This is a genomic window from Klebsiella sp. HC6 (assembly GCF_022605325.1).
In the GTDB taxonomy this organism is placed as follows: Bacteria; Pseudomonadota; Gammaproteobacteria; order Enterobacterales; family Enterobacteriaceae; genus Klebsiella; species Klebsiella terrigena.
In genome coordinates this window covers 4,249,440-4,264,223 of sequence record NZ_CP093276.1, presented here as the reverse complement: position 1 = coordinate 4,264,223, position 14,784 = coordinate 4,249,440, and the positions used below count along the sequence as shown (strand labels likewise).

Below are 14,784 nucleotides of genomic sequence, written 5' to 3'. Positions count from 1 at the left end.
ACAGGAGTCGTCAAATGATCGATTATGAAGTATTGCGTTTAATCTGGTGGCTGCTGATCGGCATTCTGCTGATTGGTTTTGCCGTCACCGATGGCTTCGACATGGGGGTGGGCATGCTCACCCGCTTCCTCGGTCGTAACGACACCGAGCGTCGAATCATGATCAACTCCATTGCTCCACACTGGGACGGAAACCAGGTATGGCTGATTACCGCGGGCGGCGCGCTGTTTGCCGCCTGGCCGACGGTCTATGCCGCGGCGTTTTCCGGCTTCTATGTGGCAATGATTCTGGTGCTGGCGTCTCTGTTCTTCCGTCCGGTTGGTTTCGACTACCGCTCGAAGATTGAGGACACCCGCTGGCGTAACATGTGGGACTGGGGCATCTTCATCGGTAGCTTCGTGCCGCCGCTGGTGATCGGCGTGGCGTTCGGTAACCTGCTGCAGGGCGTGCCGTTCCACATGGATGAATACATGCGCCTGTACTACACGGGTAACTTCTTCCAGCTGCTGAATCCGTTTGGCCTGCTGGCCGGCGTAGTGAGCGTGGCGATGATCCTGACCCAGGGCGCGACCTATCTGCAGATGCGTACCGTCGGTGAACTGCACCTGCGCGCTCGCGTCACCTCACAGGTTGCGGCACTGGTCACGCTGGTCTGCTTCCTGCTGGCGGGCGTTTGGGTGGTCTACGGTATCGATGGTTACGTGGTGACCTCGGTTATCGACCGTGCGGCGCCGTCTAACCCGCTGACCAAAGAAGTGGCGCGTCAGGCCGGCGCGTGGATGGTTAACTTCAACAACATGCCGTCGCTGTGGGCAATCCCTGCGCTGGGCGTCGTGCTGCCGCTGTTGACTATTCTGACCTCACGTCTGGAGAAGGGCGCCCTGGCGTTTGTCTCTTCCTCCATTACCCTGGCGTGTATCATCCTGACTGCGGGTATCGCTATGTTCCCGTTCATCATGCCGTCCAGCACGATGATGAACGTTAGCCTGACCATGTGGGATGCGACCTCCAGCCAGCTGACGCTGAACCTGATGACCTATGTGGCGATTGTCTTCGTGCCGATTATTCTGGGCTACACCAGCTGGTGTTACTGGAAAATGTTTGGCCGCATCACCAGAGAAGACATCGAAAAGAACACCCACTCGCTGTACTAAGGTAAGGAGCTATATATATGTGGTATTTCGCATGGATTTTGGGAACGCTTCTTGCCTGTGCTTTTGGGGTTATCACCGCGCTGGCGCTTGAGCACGTGGAAGCCACCAAAGCAGGTAAAGAAGAACACTGATGATAGTTATCGCAACGCGATATACGAAATCAGTCGGGTTGCATCGAGGCGGCAAGCCAGGGAATCCCCGGGAGCTTACGGAGGTAAGCGACTGGGGTAAGCGGGCGCAGCCAACAAGGAGGCAACACGAATGATAAAATATATCTATGCGATAATGGATAAGCGCCCGCTCAGGGCGCTTTCTCTGGTGATGGCGCTGCTGCTGGCGGGCTGCATTTTCTGGGATCCGTCGCGCTTTGCGGCGAAAACCAGCGAGCTTGAAATCTGGCATGGTTTCCTGCTGATGTGGGCCGTTTGTGCCGGCGTTATCCACGGCGTGGGCTTTCGTCCGCGCGCCGTTTACTGGCAGGGGATTTTCTGTCCACTTATCGCTGATATTGTCCTCATTACCGGGCTTTTCTTTTTCTTCTTTTGAACGATAAAAGTATAAGAGAACTCTGGTAACCTCATGGGCTTGCATAAGCCCATAAAAATTTACTCGCCGTTTACTTTCTCCCATTCCAAACCACGATTCCCGCGCGTATAGTAGCGAAGTTTGAAAGCACTAATCTTTTTTTGCATTACCGGGATGTAAAGTGAACACAACGCGATATACAACGGCATTCTCAATGCATCGCGGCGGCAGGTACGCAACTCACCGGGAGCTTACAAGAGTAAGTGACTGGCGTGAGCGGACGAAGCCAACAAAGAGGCAGCAGGAATGAATAAGTATATGTTTCGATGGCCGGTTCGGGTCTACTACGAAGATACCGATGCCGGTGGTGTGGTTTACCACGCCAGCTACGTCGCTTTTTATGAAAGAGCACGTACGGAGATGCTGCGCCACCATCACTTCAGTCAGCAGGTTTTGTTGGCTGAGCGAGTTGCCTTCGTGGTTCGCAAAATGACGCTTGAATATTTTGCGCCCGCCAGACTCGACGACATGCTCGAAATCCAGACGGAAATATCTTCGATGCGAGGCACCTCTTTGGTCTTCACGCAGCGAATCGTCAACGCCGAGAATACAGTGTTAAACGAAGCTGAGGTTCTCATTGTGTGCGTTGATCCACTCTTAATGAAGCCTCGTGCGCTTCCCAAGTCTATTGTCGCGGAGTTTAAGCAGTGACTGACATGAATATCCTTGATTTGTTCCTGAAGGCCAGCCTTCTGGTTAAACTTATCATGTTGATTTTGATTGGTTTTTCTATCGCTTCCTGGGCTATCATTATTCAGAGAACGCGTATCCTCAATACCGCAACCCGCGAGGCTGAGGCCTTTGAAGACAAGTTCTGGTCGGGTATTGAGCTTTCTCGCCTGTATCAGGAAAGCCAGGGGCGTCGCGATAACCTGGCCGGTTCGGAACAGATTTTCTATAGTGGTTTCAAAGAGTTTGCCCGCCTGCATCGCGCAAACAACCATGCGCCAGAGGCGGTGGTTGAAGGGGCGTCGCGCGCCATGCGTATCTCCATGAACCGCGAGCTGGAAACCCTGGAAACGCATATCCCGTTCCTCGGAACCGTCGGCTCCATCAGCCCATATATCGGCCTGTTTGGTACCGTTTGGGGGATTATGCACGCCTTTATCGCCCTCGGGGCGGTGAAACAGGCGACTCTGCAGATGGTTGCGCCGGGTATCGCCGAAGCGCTTATCGCCACGGCAATCGGTCTGTTTGCCGCAATCCCGGCGGTAATGGCCTACAACCGTTTGAACCAGCGGGTGAACAAACTTGAACTGAACTACGACAACTTTATGGAAGAGTTCACCGCGATTCTGCACCGTCAGGCGTTTACCAGCAGCGAAAGCAATAAGGGGTAAGCCATGGCCAGAGCACGTGGACGCGGACGTCGCGAACTGAAGTCCGAGATCAACATCGTTCCGCTGCTGGATGTCTTGTTGGTGCTGCTGCTGATCTTTATGGCAACAGCGCCGATCATTACGCAGAGCGTAGAGGTCGACCTGCCGGATGCTACCGAATCGCAGGCGGTTAAAAGCAACGACGAACCGCCGGTGATCGTTGAAGTTTCCGGCGTCGGGCAGTACAGCGTGAAAGTTGGCCAGGAAACGCTGTCGCAGCTGCCGCCGGAGCAGGTTATTGCCGAAGCGAAGCGCCGACTCGAGGCCAATGAGAAAACGGTGTTCCTGATCGGCGGTGCGAAGGACGTACCTTACGATGAAATTATTAAAGCGCTTAACCTGTTGCATAGCGCAGGGGTTAAATCGGTTGGCTTAATGACCAAGCCTATTTAATCGCTTCAGATATGTGCGCCCGCAGGACGCAGGCGACGAGAGAAACAGGCTCGTCGCCTGCGAGAAGAGCGGGAACAGGCGAACAGTTTTTGGGAACCGATAGTGTCAAAGGCAACCGAACAAAACGACAAGCTTAAACGAGCCATCATAGTTTCAGTCGTGCTGCACATCTTTCTGATCGCGCTGCTGATCTGGAGTTCGTTCGATGAGCATCTGGATACTTCGGCCGGTGGAGGAGGAGGTTCTTCCATTGATGCGGTGATGGTCGATCCTGGGGCGGTCGTTAACAACTACAACCGTCAGCAGCAGCAGCAGGCCAGTTCGCGCCGCGCCGCTGAGCAACGCGAAAAGCAGGCTCAGCAGCAGGCCGAAGAGCTGCGTGAAAAACAAGCCGCAGAGCAGGAGCGCCTGAAGCAGCTGGAGCAGGATCGTCTGCAGGCTCAGGAAGCGGCTAAAGAAGCGAAAGAACAGCAGAAGCAGGCTGAAGAGGCCGCAGAGAAAGCGGCTGCAGCGGCGAAAGCGCAAGCTGACGCTCAGGCTAAAGAAGCGCAGGAAGCGGCGGCGAAAGCCGCTGCCGATGCAAAAGCGAAGGCTGATGCCCAGGCTAAAGTAGCAGAAGCTGCGGCAGCTAAGGCCGCAGCCGATGCGAAAAAGCAGGCGGAAGCTGAAGCGGCGAAAGCCGCAGCTGACGCGCAGAAGAAGGCCGAAGCGAAAGCTGCGGCAGACGCGCAGAAGAAAGCTGAGGCCGATGCGGCTAAAAAAGCGCAGCAGCAGGCTGAGAAGAAAGCCCAGCAGGACGCGGCTAAACAGGCCGCCGCCGAGAAGGCTGCGGCAGAGAAAGCCGCAGAGAAAGCGGCTGCAGCCAAAGCCGCCTCTGAAAAGGCCGCGGCTGATAAAGCCGCAGCGGCTGCAGAGAAGGCAGCAGCAGCCAAAGCCGAGGCCGCCGAAAAAGCTGCCGCAGAAAAAGCGGCTAAGGCCGCCGCAGCGAAAGCCGCAGCCGGTAAAGCCGCTGCCGCGAAGAAGGCCGCGGCGGCTAAAGAAGCTGACGGCGTTGACGACCTGCTCGGCGACCTGAGCTCGGGTAAGAATGCGCCGAAAGGTAACACCAGCGGTAGCAATGGAGGCTCATCTCCTGCTAAAGGAAGTAAACCGGGGCAGGGGGGCGCGTCTCAGGCTGAAATTGCCAGCTATATTTCGCAGGTTCAGGCGGCGATTAAAGGGCATCTCTATGACTGGGACACGTACAAAGGTAAAACATGTACGTTACGCGTGAACATAGCTCAGGATGGGACGTTATTGAACGTGAAGTCAGAGGGAGGCGATCCTGCTTTCTGTCAGCAGATGCTGGCGGCAACCAGCCGGATGAGCAAGTTCCCGAAACCGCCGTCGCAGGCTGTTTATGAGACATTCAAAAACGCGCCTCTGGACTTTAAACCATAATGATGTTTTCCCCGTGAAAACGGGGCAAAACAATCTATGGTTGTCACCGGGTTTTGGTAGTTTTGTGTATTTGAGTTTGTTAACATTCTGCTAAATTATCGTGGGCTTTCCGCCCGGATAAGGGAGATATGATGAAGCAGGCATTACGAGTAGCATTTGGTTTTTTAATGCTGTGGGCGGCTGTGCTGCACGCAGAAGTACGTATCGAGATCACCCAAGGGGTGGACTCGGCACGCCCGATCGGCGTTGTCCCGTTCCAGTGGGCCGGACCGGGTGCTGCACCTGAGGATATTGGCGGTGTGGTGGCGGCCGACCTGCGCAACAGCGGTAAATTCAACCCGCTGGATCGCTCGCGTCTGCCTCAGCAGCCGGGAACCGCGCAGGAAGTTCAACCTGCCGCATGGTCCGCGCTGGGTATTGACGCCGTGGTCGTAGGCCAGGTCACGCCAAACCCGGACGGTTCTTACAACGTTGCCTACCAGCTGGTCGACACCGGCGGTGCGCCGGGTACGATTCTGGCACAAAACTCTTATAAGGTGACTAAACAGTACCTTCGCTATGCGGGTCACACCGCCAGCGATGCGGTATTTGAGAAGCTGACCTCTATTAAGGGCGCGTTCCGTACCCGTATTGCTTACGTTGTACAGACCAACGGCGGCCAGTTCCCGTATGAGCTGCGCGTTTCCGACTACGATGGCTACAACCAGTTTGTTGTCCACCGTTCGCCGCAGCCGCTGATGTCTCCGGCATGGTCTCCGGACGGCTCTAAGCTGGCTTACGTCACCTTCGAAAGCGGTCGTTCTGCGCTGGTCGTTCAGACCCTGGCTAACGGCGCGGTGCGTCAGATTGCCTCGTTCCCGCAGCATAACGGCGCGCCGGCGTTCTCGCCGGACGGCAGCAAGCTGGCCTTCGCGCTGTCGAAAACCGGTAGCCTGAACCTGTACGTGATGGATCTGGGCTCTGGTCAGATTCGTCAGGTGACCAACGGTCGCAGCAATAACACCGAACCAACCTGGTTCCCGGACAGTCAGAACCTGGCCTTTACTTCTGACCAGGCCGGTCGTCCGCAGGTGTACAAAGTCAGCGTTGGCGGCGGTACTCCGCAGCGTATTTCCTGGGAAGGTTCGCAAAACCAGGATGCGGACGTCAGCAGTGACGGTAAATTTATGGTAATGGTGAGCTCGGCCAGCGGCCAGCAGCACATTGCCAAACAAGATCTGGTAGCGGGTGGCGTACAAGTTCTGTCGTCAACGTTCCTGGATGAAACGCCAAGTCTGGCACCTAACGGCACTATGGTAATCTACAGCTCTTCTCAGGGGATGGGATCCGTGCTGAATCTGGTTTCTACAGATGGGCGTTTCAAAGCGCGTCTTCCGGCGACTGATGGACAGGTCAAATTCCCTGCCTGGTCTCCGTATCTGTGATAATAAATAATTGATTATTAAAGGAATCAAAGAAATGCAACTGAACAAAGTGCTGAAAGGGCTGATGATCGCTCTGCCGGTTATGGCAATCGCGGCGTGTTCTTCCAACAAGAACGCCAGCAACGACCAGAGCGGTGAAGGCATGCTGGGTGCCGGCACTGGTATGGATGCTAACGCTAACGGCGGCAACATGTCTTCCGAAGAGCAGGCTCGTCTGCAGATGCAGCAGCTGCAGCAGAACAACATCGTTTACTTCGATCTGGACAAGTACGATATCCGTTCTGACTTCGCTGCAATGCTGGATGCGCACGCTAACTTCCTGCGTAGCAACCCGTCCTATAAAGTGACCGTTGAAGGTCACGCGGATGAGCGCGGTACTCCGGAATACAACATCGCTCTGGGTGAGCGTCGTGCTAACGCCGTTAAGATGTATCTGCAGGGCAAAGGTGTTTCTGCTGACCAGATCTCCATCGTTTCTTACGGTAAAGAAAAACCTGCAGTACTGGGTCACGACGAAGCGGCTTACGCTAAAAACCGTCGCGCCGTACTGGTTTACTAAGAGAATTGCATGAGCAGTAACTTCAGACATCATCTGTTGAGTCTGTCGTTACTGGTTGGCATAGCGGCCCCCTGGGCCGCTTTTGCTCAGGCGCCAATCAGTAGTGTCGGCTCAGGCTCGGTCGAAGACCGCGTCACTCAACTCGAGCGTATTTCTAACGCTCACAGTCAGCTTTTAACTCAGCTTCAGCAACAGCTCTCCGATAACCAGAACGATATTGATTCCCTGCGCGGCCAGATTCAGGAAAGTCAGTATCAGCTTAATCAGGTTGTTGAGCGCCAGAAACAGATCCTGCTGCAGATTGACGGTCTAAGCAGCGGCGGGGCGGCGGCGGGTGCGCAGACGCCGGCGGCATCGTCCGGCGACGCGCAGGGCGCAGCGGCCGCTACGGCGGCTCCAGCGGCGAACTCCGGCGCTCCGGCGCTGACCGGAGATGCCAACACCGATTACAACGCCGCGATTGCGCTGGTGAAGGATTCGTCCCGCCAGGATGATGCCATGGCTGCGTTTCAGAATTTCGTTAAAAAGTACCCGGATTCAACGTATCAACCGAACGCCAACTACTGGCTCGGTCAGTTGAATTACAACAAGGGGAAAAAGGACGATGCGGCCTACTATTTTGCTTCGGTGGTGAAGAATTACCCGAAATCCCCAAAAGCGCCGGATGCGATGTTTAAAGTCGGCGTGATCATGCAGGACAAAGGTGATACCGCAAAAGCGAAGGCAGTTTACCAGCAGGTGGTCGGTAAATTTCCCGGTACCGACGGCGCGAAACAAGCGCAGAAACGTCTTAACGCGCTCGGATGATTATGCCATGACCAGAAATTGCAGTATTTCTGGTCGTGTCGCGTGAATCCTAAGCAGTCAGATGTTTTTTATCGAAATACTTGTTGCGCTGAATTCTTAAATCAGTAATATATGCCGCCGTTGCCAAGGGATATCGAACAAGCCTGAAGCGACGAAAAAAGTGGGTCGTTAGCTCAGTTGGTAGAGCAGTTGACTTTTAATCAATTGGTCGCAGGTTCGAATCCTGCACGACCCACCAATCGTTCTGGTGGAACGCGATAGTAAAACGTGAAGGATAACGTTGCATTAGCAACGGCCCGTAGGGCGAGGCGAAGCCGAGTCATCCTGCACGACCCACCACTAGCTAATTACTAAGTTAATTAGTAGCAGTATCCAGCGTAGTATCGGGTGATTAGCTCAGCTGGGAGAGCACCTCCCTTACAAGGAGGGGGTCGGCGGTTCGATCCCGTCATCACCCACCACTCGGGTCGTTAGCTCAGTTGGTAGAGCAGTTGACTTTTAATCAATTGGTCGCAGGTTCGAATCCTGCACGACCCACCAATTTTAACGTCTAACTCAGATGTTAAGCGTGAAGGATAACATTGCGTAGCAATGGCCCGTAGGGCGAGCGCAAGCGAGTCATCCTGCACGACTCACCAACTTTGTTGGTGACGAGTAAAAAATGATTCAGGTAGTACCCGAGCGGGTCGTTAGCTCAGTTGGTAGAGCAGTTGACTTTTAATCAATTGGTCGCAGGTTCGAATCCTGCACGACCCACCAACGCTTAAGGTATTTACCGGTAGAGACAGTGAAGGATAACGTTGCGCAGCAACGGCCCGTAGGGCGAGGCAAAGCCGAGTCATCCTGCACGACCCACCAGCCTGAATGATTAAAGTAGCAAACCCGCAAGGGGTCGTTAGCTCAGTTGGTAGAGCAGTTGACTTTTAATCAATTGGTCGCAGGTTCGAATCCTGCACGACCCACCAAATTTAGAAAAAAGCGCCTTCAGGCGCTTTTTTCGTTTCTGCGCACTATGCTCAACCGTGCAGGATGAGAACCTGCAGCAGGTTCGACAAAATCGGCGGGAGCGATTTTGCATAGCCACTTGTGGCGACCCGCAGGGCGAGTCTCAGGATGAGAACCTGCAGCAGGTTCGACAAAATCGGCGGGAGCGATTTTGCATAGCCACTTGTGGCGACCTACAGGGCGAGTCTCAGGATGAGACGAGTGATATCCTGCACGACCCACCAATGTAAAAGGGCGCCTTTTTGCTATCTGCGATAGACAAGCTTCAGCCCGCCGCGTTACCCCTTTTTCTGCGGATAAATTCCCCACGACATTTTCTGTACAATCGGCTATCTTGTTTAGCATATAAAACACTACGGCCGTCCCGGTGCCGCGTGAAGGCATTTTAACGGTCTTTGAGTTAAGCCAGTAAAACGAGATTGCAAGATGAGCGTAATGTTTGACCCTGAAACGGCGATTTATCCTTTTCCCCCCAAGCCGATGCCGTTAAGCCGCGATGAAAAGCACTTTTATCGCGAAAAGATAAAGCGCCTGCTGCGCGAACGCGATGCGGTCATGGTTGCCCACTACTATACCGACCCAGAAATTCAGCAGCTGGCGGAAGAGACCGGCGGGTGCATTTCTGACTCTCTTGAAATGGCGCGCTTTGGCGCCCGGCACCCGGCATCCACGCTGCTGGTCGCCGGCGTGCGTTTCATGGGGGAAACGGCAAAAATCCTTAGCCCGGAAAAAACGATCCTGATGCCGACGCTCCACGCCGAGTGCTCCCTCGATCTCGGCTGCCCCATCGATGAGTTCAGTCAATTTTGCGATGCGCATCCTGATCGCACCGTGGTGGTCTACGCCAATACCTCCGCGGCGGTTAAGGCCCGCGCTGACTGGGTGGTGACCTCCAGCATTGCGGTTGAGCTGATTGAGCACCTTGATAGCCTGGGCGAAAAAATCATTTGGGCGCCGGACCGCCATCTGGGCAACTACGTGCAGAAACAGACCGGCGCAGACGTTCTGTGCTGGCAGGGCGCCTGTATTGTTCACGATGAGTTTAAAACCCAGGCGCTGACCCGAATGAAGGCGCTGTACCCCGACGCCGCGGTGCTGGTCCATCCGGAATCGCCGCAGTCGATAGTTGATATGGCCGATGCCGTCGGTTCTACCAGCCAGCTGATCAATGCGGCGAGAACGCTGCCTCAGCGCCAGCTGATTGTCGCCACCGATCGCGGTATCTTCTATAAAATGCAGCAGGCGGTACCGGAGAAAGAGCTGCTGGAAGCGCCGACGGCCGGTGAAGGCGCTACCTGCCGCAGCTGCGCCCACTGCCCTTGGATGGCGATGAACGGCCTGAAGGCGATTGCCGAAGGTCTCGAGCACGGCGGCGCGGCGCACGAGATTCAGGTTGACGAGCAGCTGCGGACCGGCGCATTAATCCCGCTTAACAGAATGCTGGATTTTGCGGCTACACTACGGGGATAACCGACAACGCGTGCAATACGCTCTGGGGATAAGATGGATTTTTTAAGTACGCAGAATATTTTGGTACATATACCCATTGGCGCCGGGGGATACGACCTCTCCTGGATTGAGGCCGTCGGGACGATTGCCGGACTGCTGTGCATCTGGCTGGCGAGTCTGGAAAAGATCGGCAACTATGCCTTTGGGCTGATTAACGTCACCCTGTTCGCCATTATCTTCTTTCAGATCCAGCTCTATGCCAGCCTGCTGCTGCAGGTATTTTTCTTCGTGGCCAACGTCTACGGCTGGTACGCCTGGTCGCGGCAGACCAGCAGCCATGAGGCCGCGCTGCAAATCCGCTGGCTACCGCTGCCAAAAGCGCTGGGCTGGCTGGCGGCGTGCGTGGTGGCGATTGGCCTGATGACGGTATTTATCGATCCGGTATTCGCGTTCCTGACGCGGGTGGCGGTGACGCTGATGCAGGGGCTGGGGCTGCAGGTGACGATGCCGGAGCTACAGCCGGATGCCTTCCCGTTCTGGGACTCCTGCATGATGGTGCTGTCGATAGCCGCCATGATCCTGATGACCCGCAAATACGTTGAGAACTGGCTGCTGTGGGTGATCATTAACGTGATCAGCGTGGTCATTTTTGCGCGCCAGGGCGTCTATGCGATGTCGCTGGAATACCTGCTGCTGACCTTTATTGCCCTCAACGGTAGCCGGATGTGGATCAACAGCGCGCGTGAGCGGGGTTCTCACGCGTTTTCTCGCTAGTGATGATGCTGATGGGCGTGTCCGGAGTGAGCCATGTTAAGGCGGCACTCCGGGCCGCTGCAGGGCTGATACTCCATCTGCACGGTCGCGTGCTCAACGTCATACTTGTGGTGTAAAAATTCCTGAATACGATTCAGCAGGGCGTCGTGATCGTGCGGCGGGATAACCTGGACGTGCAGCGTCATCACCGTTTTTTCTCCGACCAGCCAGACGTGGACATGATGCACGTCGCGGACTTCGGCCACCGAGCGGCGTAAATCACGCTTCAGGACTTCAACATCCAGCGAACGCGGCGCGCCTTCCAGCAGCTCGTTCAGGCTCTCCTGCAGCAGGCGCCAGGCGCTGCGCAGCACCAGGCATGAGACCAGCACCGACAGAATCGGATCAATCGGCGTCCAGCCGGTGGTTAAAATCACTATTGCGGCGACGATCGCCCCTACCGAACCGAGTAAATCACCCAGCACGTGCAGCGCCGCGGCGCGAACGTTAAGGTTGCGCTCCTCGCCGCCGCGGTGAAGGATCCAGAAGGCCATAATATTGGCCAGCAGCCCGGCAACGGCTATCGCCATCATCGGCGCCCCGGCGACGGGCTGCGGATGATTAAAACGCTGAATCGCTTCCCATACGATAAGAATGGTAATCACCACCAGCGCGATGGCGTTGACGAAGGCGGCGAGGGTCGTCAGACGCAGCCAGCCGAAGGTATGGCGGGTGTTGGGCGGGCGACGGGCAAAACGGACGGCCAGCAGGGCGAAGAGCAGGGCGGCGGAGTCGGTGAGCATATGGCCGGCGTCGGCCAGCAGCGCCAGAGAGCCTGAGAGCACACCGCCAATGGCTTCAACCACCATAAAGCCGGCGGTGATGATAAAGGCCAGCAGCAGGCGGCGAGCATTATTATCCTGCGGCTGCTGAGCTGAAGTATGCGAGTGCGCCATGGTGTCATCCCCTGATTATTATCATTATTACTGTATGACATCATACCGATTTTCGGTGAATAAAATAAAAAAGGAGAGCCGCGGCTCCCCTTATTTTCAGCCCTTATTTCTGGCGTGGATACTACTGTGTCGTGCCGTCCGTTTTGCTGCCGTTATCGCTCGGGGTGCTTTCAGGGCAGCGGCCGTCCTTGCACATCGCGTTTTTATGCGCTTCGTCGCTGGTCATCCCATCATGGTTCATGGTTGAACCGTCGGAGTTAAGCATCTTGTCGCCAGAGTTGATCTTGTCGTTATCAACCTTGTTTGGCGCGACGTTGGCGCGGGCATCAGGTGCGACCTGCCCGGCATCGGCGGAGGCGTTGGCCTGCCCGTTGTTGGATTGGGCACCGGTATCTGCAGCCAGCGCGGCGGCGCTGCTCAGGCCAAGGGTGGCGGCTAAAAAGAGTGGGGTGAGGATGGTCATTTTCATAGGATGCTCCTGTTATGGTCGATATGTCGGATAACCTCTTCCAACAGTGCATGTGCCAGCGCTCGCTCGCGCTCTATGGTTAAAAGCTTCACATCAATAAGTTACATCAGCACGGAATACTGATTAGCAGCGTGAAGATTGGTCTTAACAGTTAAAAATTGTAGCTCATGGCCTGTTTTTCGCTTCTTTATTGCGAATTTTAATCTATTTTCAGGATTAATCTGTTGTCACTGTAAAATCACGTTTACACTTTTTGAGCGAAGAGATAGATTGGAGGGATTGCATTTAAATAGATAAGATGGCAGAGCTGGAAAGAAAATGAATTATCAGAACGACGATTTACGCATTAAAGAGATCAACGAATTACTCCCTCCCGTTGCGCTTCTCGAAAAATTCCCCGCGACCGAAAATGCTGCTAATACCGTGGCGCATGCTCGTAAAGCGATCCACCAGATCCTCAAGGGCAATGACGATCGCCTGCTGGTTGTGATTGGGCCCTGCTCAATTCACGATACGGCGGCGGCGAAAGAGTACGCTGAGCGCCTGCTGACCCTGCGAGAAGAGCTGAAAGGCGAGCTGGAAGTGGTGATGCGCGTCTATTTCGAGAAACCGCGCACTACCGTCGGCTGGAAGGGGCTGATCAACGATCCGCACATGGATAACAGCTTCCGCATCAACGACGGCCTGCGCATTGCGCGTAAGCTGCTGCTGGAGATTAACGACAGCGGGCTGCCGGCGGCGGGCGAATTCCTTGATATGATCACGCCTCAGTACGTGGCTGATCTGATGAGCTGGGGCGCAATCGGCGCGCGCACCACCGAATCTCAGGTTCACCGCGAGCTCTCCTCAGGCCTCTCCTGCCCGGTTGGCTTTAAAAACGGCACCGACGGGACGATTAAAGTCGCGATTGATGCGATTAACGCCGCCGGGGCGCCGCACTGCTTCCTGTCGGTGACCAAGTGGGGTCATTCAGCGATTGTGAACACCAGCGGCAACAGCGACTGCCATATCATCCTGCGCGGGGGCAAAGAGCCGAACTACAGCGCGAAGCACGTTGCCGAAGTGAAGGTCGGGTTGGCGAAAGCGGGTCTGCCGGCGCAGATCATGATTGATTTCAGCCACGCCAACTCCAGCAAACAGTTTAAAAGACAAATGGACGTGGGTAGCGACGTTTGCCAGCAGATTGCCGGCGGCGAGCAGGCGATCATGGGCGTGATGATTGAAAGCCATCTGGTGGAAGGGAGCCAGAGCCTGGAGAGCGGAGAGCCGCTGACCTACGGTAAGAGCGTGACCGATGCCTGCATTGGCTGGGAAGACACGGATACCATCCTGCGCCAGCTGGCGGATGCGGTGAAAGCCCGCCGCGGATAGCGCCGTTCGCTGTCCTTGCGCGAAGCGCGGGCGGAATTAAGAACAAAAAAAAGCGTGGAGCAATCCACGCTTTTTTAATGCCAGCGAAAATTACTTCGCTTTACCCTGGTTCGCTACTGCCGCCGCTTTTGCGGCGATTTCGTCAGCGTTGCCCAGATAGTAGTGTTTGATCGGCTTGAAGTTTTCGTCGAACTCATAAACCAGCGGTACGCCGGTCGGGATGTTCAGTTCGAGGATCTCTTCTTCACCCATGTTGTCGAGGTATTTAACCAGCGCACGCAGGGAGTTACCGTGAGCGGCAATGATAACGCGCTCGCCGCTTTTCAGACGCGGCAGAATGGTTTCATTCCAGTAAGGCACCACGCGCTCGATGGTCAGCGCCAGGCTTTCAGTTACCGGCAGCTCGGCATCGGTCAGCTTCGCGTAACGCGGGTCGTGGCCCGGGAAGCGCTCGTCGTCTTTGGTCAGCTCCGGCGGCGTAATGGCAAAACCACGGCGCCACTGCTTAACCTGCTCGTCACCGTATTTTTCAGCGGTTTCAGCTTTGTTCAGACCCTGCAGCGCGCCGTAGTGGCGTTCGTTCAGTTTCCAGGATTTTTCAACCGGCAGCCAGGCCTGATCCAGTTCGTCCAGCACGTTCCACAGGGTATGGATGGCACGTTTCAGCACAGAGGTATAAGCAAAGTCGAAGCTGAAGCCTTCCTCTTTCAGCAGTTTACCTGCCGCTTTTGCTTCACCCACGCCTTTCTCGGACAGATCGACATCGTACCAACCGGTGAAGCGGTTTTCGTTGTTCCATTGGCTTTCGCCGTGACGGACCAGTACCAGCTTAGTTACAGCCATTCTCTCACTCCTCAATACAACACGCCGTCCTTCGCGCTGTGGCTCAGCGGCCGCCTTCGTTCCCCCTGCGAGCATAGCGAGACTATGTTTTGCGGGACTCACTCAGTAGCCGAATCGATACAACCCGAATGCTGCGGTGTATGCGTTTATTGATTGATAACTATTCTCATTATATTGCCGTGATTTGCCTCACGGCA

At 55.4% G+C, this 14,784-nt stretch carries 16 protein-coding genes and 5 tRNA genes; 18 read left to right on the top strand and 3 right to left on the bottom strand.

Annotation, left to right across the window (positions count from 1 at the left end; genetic code table 11):
• Positions 1 to 14: 14 nt before the first annotated feature.
• The 17 genes from cydB (at position 15) to pnuC (ending at position 10,969) form a co-directional block, all read left to right on the top strand.
• On the top strand, positions 15 to 1,154 hold the full coding sequence (gene cydB / locus MMW58_RS20730) for a cytochrome d ubiquinol oxidase subunit II (protein ID WP_076944963.1): 1,140 nt from the start codon (positions 15 to 17) through the stop codon (positions 1,152 to 1,154).
• Positions 1,155 to 1,171: 17 nt separating this feature from the next.
• Positions 1,172 to 1,285 carry a cytochrome bd-I oxidase subunit CydX gene (gene cydX / locus MMW58_RS20725; protein ID WP_004100325.1) on the top strand — a complete coding sequence of 38 codons (114 nt, stop codon included), beginning with the start codon at positions 1,172 to 1,174 and terminating at the stop codon, positions 1,283 to 1,285.
• 130 nt (positions 1,286 to 1,415) lie between these two features.
• On the top strand, positions 1,416 to 1,700 hold the full coding sequence (gene ybgE, locus MMW58_RS20720) for a cyd operon protein YbgE (RefSeq protein WP_241722008.1): 285 nt from the start codon (positions 1,416 to 1,418) through the stop codon (positions 1,698 to 1,700).
• Positions 1,701 to 1,985: 285 nt separating this feature from the next.
• The gene (gene ybgC, locus MMW58_RS20715; protein ID WP_041144642.1) at positions 1,986 to 2,390 is read left to right on the top strand and encodes a tol-pal system-associated acyl-CoA thioesterase; all 405 of its coding nucleotides are present in this window, start codon (positions 1,986 to 1,988) and stop codon (positions 2,388 to 2,390) included.
• Positions 2,387 to 3,079, top strand: a complete 693-nt coding sequence (tolQ, locus tag MMW58_RS20710; RefSeq protein ID WP_115193300.1) for a Tol-Pal system protein TolQ — start codon at positions 2,387 to 2,389, stop codon at positions 3,077 to 3,079. Before ybgC ends, tolQ begins: the two co-directional genes overlap by 4 nt.
• A gap of 3 nt (positions 3,080 to 3,082) precedes the next feature.
• Positions 3,083 to 3,511 carry a colicin uptake protein TolR gene (gene tolR / locus MMW58_RS20705; protein ID WP_015367661.1) on the top strand — a complete coding sequence of 143 codons (429 nt, stop codon included), beginning with the start codon at positions 3,083 to 3,085 and terminating at the stop codon, positions 3,509 to 3,511.
• Between the two features lie 102 nt (positions 3,512 to 3,613).
• The gene (gene tolA, locus MMW58_RS20700) at positions 3,614 to 4,951 is read left to right on the top strand and encodes a cell envelope integrity protein TolA (protein WP_133596872.1); all 1,338 of its coding nucleotides are present in this window, start codon (positions 3,614 to 3,616) and stop codon (positions 4,949 to 4,951) included.
• A gap of 131 nt (positions 4,952 to 5,082) precedes the next feature.
• Entirely contained in the window at positions 5,083 to 6,375 is a 1,293-nt protein-coding gene (gene tolB, locus MMW58_RS20695; RefSeq protein WP_041144645.1) for a Tol-Pal system beta propeller repeat protein TolB, read from the top strand.
• Between the two features lie 34 nt (positions 6,376 to 6,409).
• A complete protein-coding gene (pal, locus tag MMW58_RS20690; protein ID WP_004859700.1) occupies positions 6,410 to 6,934 on the top strand; it encodes a peptidoglycan-associated lipoprotein Pal in 525 nt (174 codons plus the stop codon).
• Positions 6,935 to 6,943: 9 nt separating this feature from the next.
• On the top strand, positions 6,944 to 7,741 hold the full coding sequence (cpoB, locus tag MMW58_RS20685; protein WP_133596874.1) for a cell division protein CpoB: 798 nt from the start codon (positions 6,944 to 6,946) through the stop codon (positions 7,739 to 7,741).
• A gap of 162 nt (positions 7,742 to 7,903) precedes the next feature.
• Positions 7,904 to 7,979 (top strand) — tRNA-Lys (locus MMW58_RS20680).
• A gap of 147 nt (positions 7,980 to 8,126) precedes the next feature.
• Positions 8,127 to 8,202 (top strand) — tRNA-Val (locus MMW58_RS20675).
• Between the two features lie 3 nt (positions 8,203 to 8,205).
• Positions 8,206 to 8,281 (top strand) — tRNA-Lys (locus tag MMW58_RS20670).
• 143 nt (positions 8,282 to 8,424) lie between these two features.
• Positions 8,425 to 8,500: transfer RNA gene (locus MMW58_RS20665), tRNA-Lys, on the top strand.
• 130 nt (positions 8,501 to 8,630) lie between these two features.
• Positions 8,631 to 8,706, top strand: a tRNA-Lys gene (locus tag MMW58_RS20660).
• A 466-nt stretch (positions 8,707 to 9,172) separates the two neighbouring features.
• Positions 9,173 to 10,216, top strand: a complete 1,044-nt coding sequence (gene nadA, locus MMW58_RS20655; protein WP_133596876.1) for a quinolinate synthase NadA — start codon at positions 9,173 to 9,175, stop codon at positions 10,214 to 10,216.
• A gap of 33 nt (positions 10,217 to 10,249) precedes the next feature.
• Positions 10,250 to 10,969: a nicotinamide riboside transporter PnuC gene (gene pnuC / locus MMW58_RS20650; protein ID WP_045854509.1), complete on the top strand. Its 720-nt coding sequence runs from the start codon at positions 10,250 to 10,252 to the stop codon at positions 10,967 to 10,969.
• Here pnuC and zitB read toward each other — a convergent pair.
• A complete protein-coding gene (gene zitB, locus MMW58_RS20645; RefSeq protein WP_133596879.1) occupies positions 10,966 to 11,904 on the bottom strand; it encodes a CDF family zinc transporter ZitB in 939 nt (312 codons plus the stop codon). The genes pnuC and zitB overlap by 4 nt on opposite strands.
• A gap of 121 nt (positions 11,905 to 12,025) precedes the next feature.
• Complete coding sequence (locus MMW58_RS20640) at positions 12,026 to 12,373, bottom strand: YbgS-like family protein (RefSeq protein WP_041144650.1); 348 nt, start codon at positions 12,371 to 12,373, stop codon at positions 12,026 to 12,028.
• 318 nt (positions 12,374 to 12,691) lie between these two features.
• On the opposite strand from MMW58_RS20640, the gene aroG reads away from it, so the two are divergent.
• Positions 12,692 to 13,744 (top strand): 3-deoxy-7-phosphoheptulonate synthase AroG, encoded by a 1,053-nt coding sequence (gene aroG / locus MMW58_RS20635; protein ID WP_123707049.1) that lies wholly within the window; start codon positions 12,692 to 12,694, stop codon positions 13,742 to 13,744.
• Positions 13,745 to 13,834: 90 nt separating this feature from the next.
• On the opposite strand, the gene gpmA is transcribed toward aroG, so the two are convergent.
• The gene (gene gpmA / locus MMW58_RS20630) at positions 13,835 to 14,587 is read right to left on the bottom strand and encodes a 2,3-diphosphoglycerate-dependent phosphoglycerate mutase (protein ID WP_041144652.1); all 753 of its coding nucleotides are present in this window, start codon (positions 14,585 to 14,587) and stop codon (positions 13,835 to 13,837) included.
• Between the last annotated feature and the right edge of the window lie 197 nt (positions 14,588 to 14,784).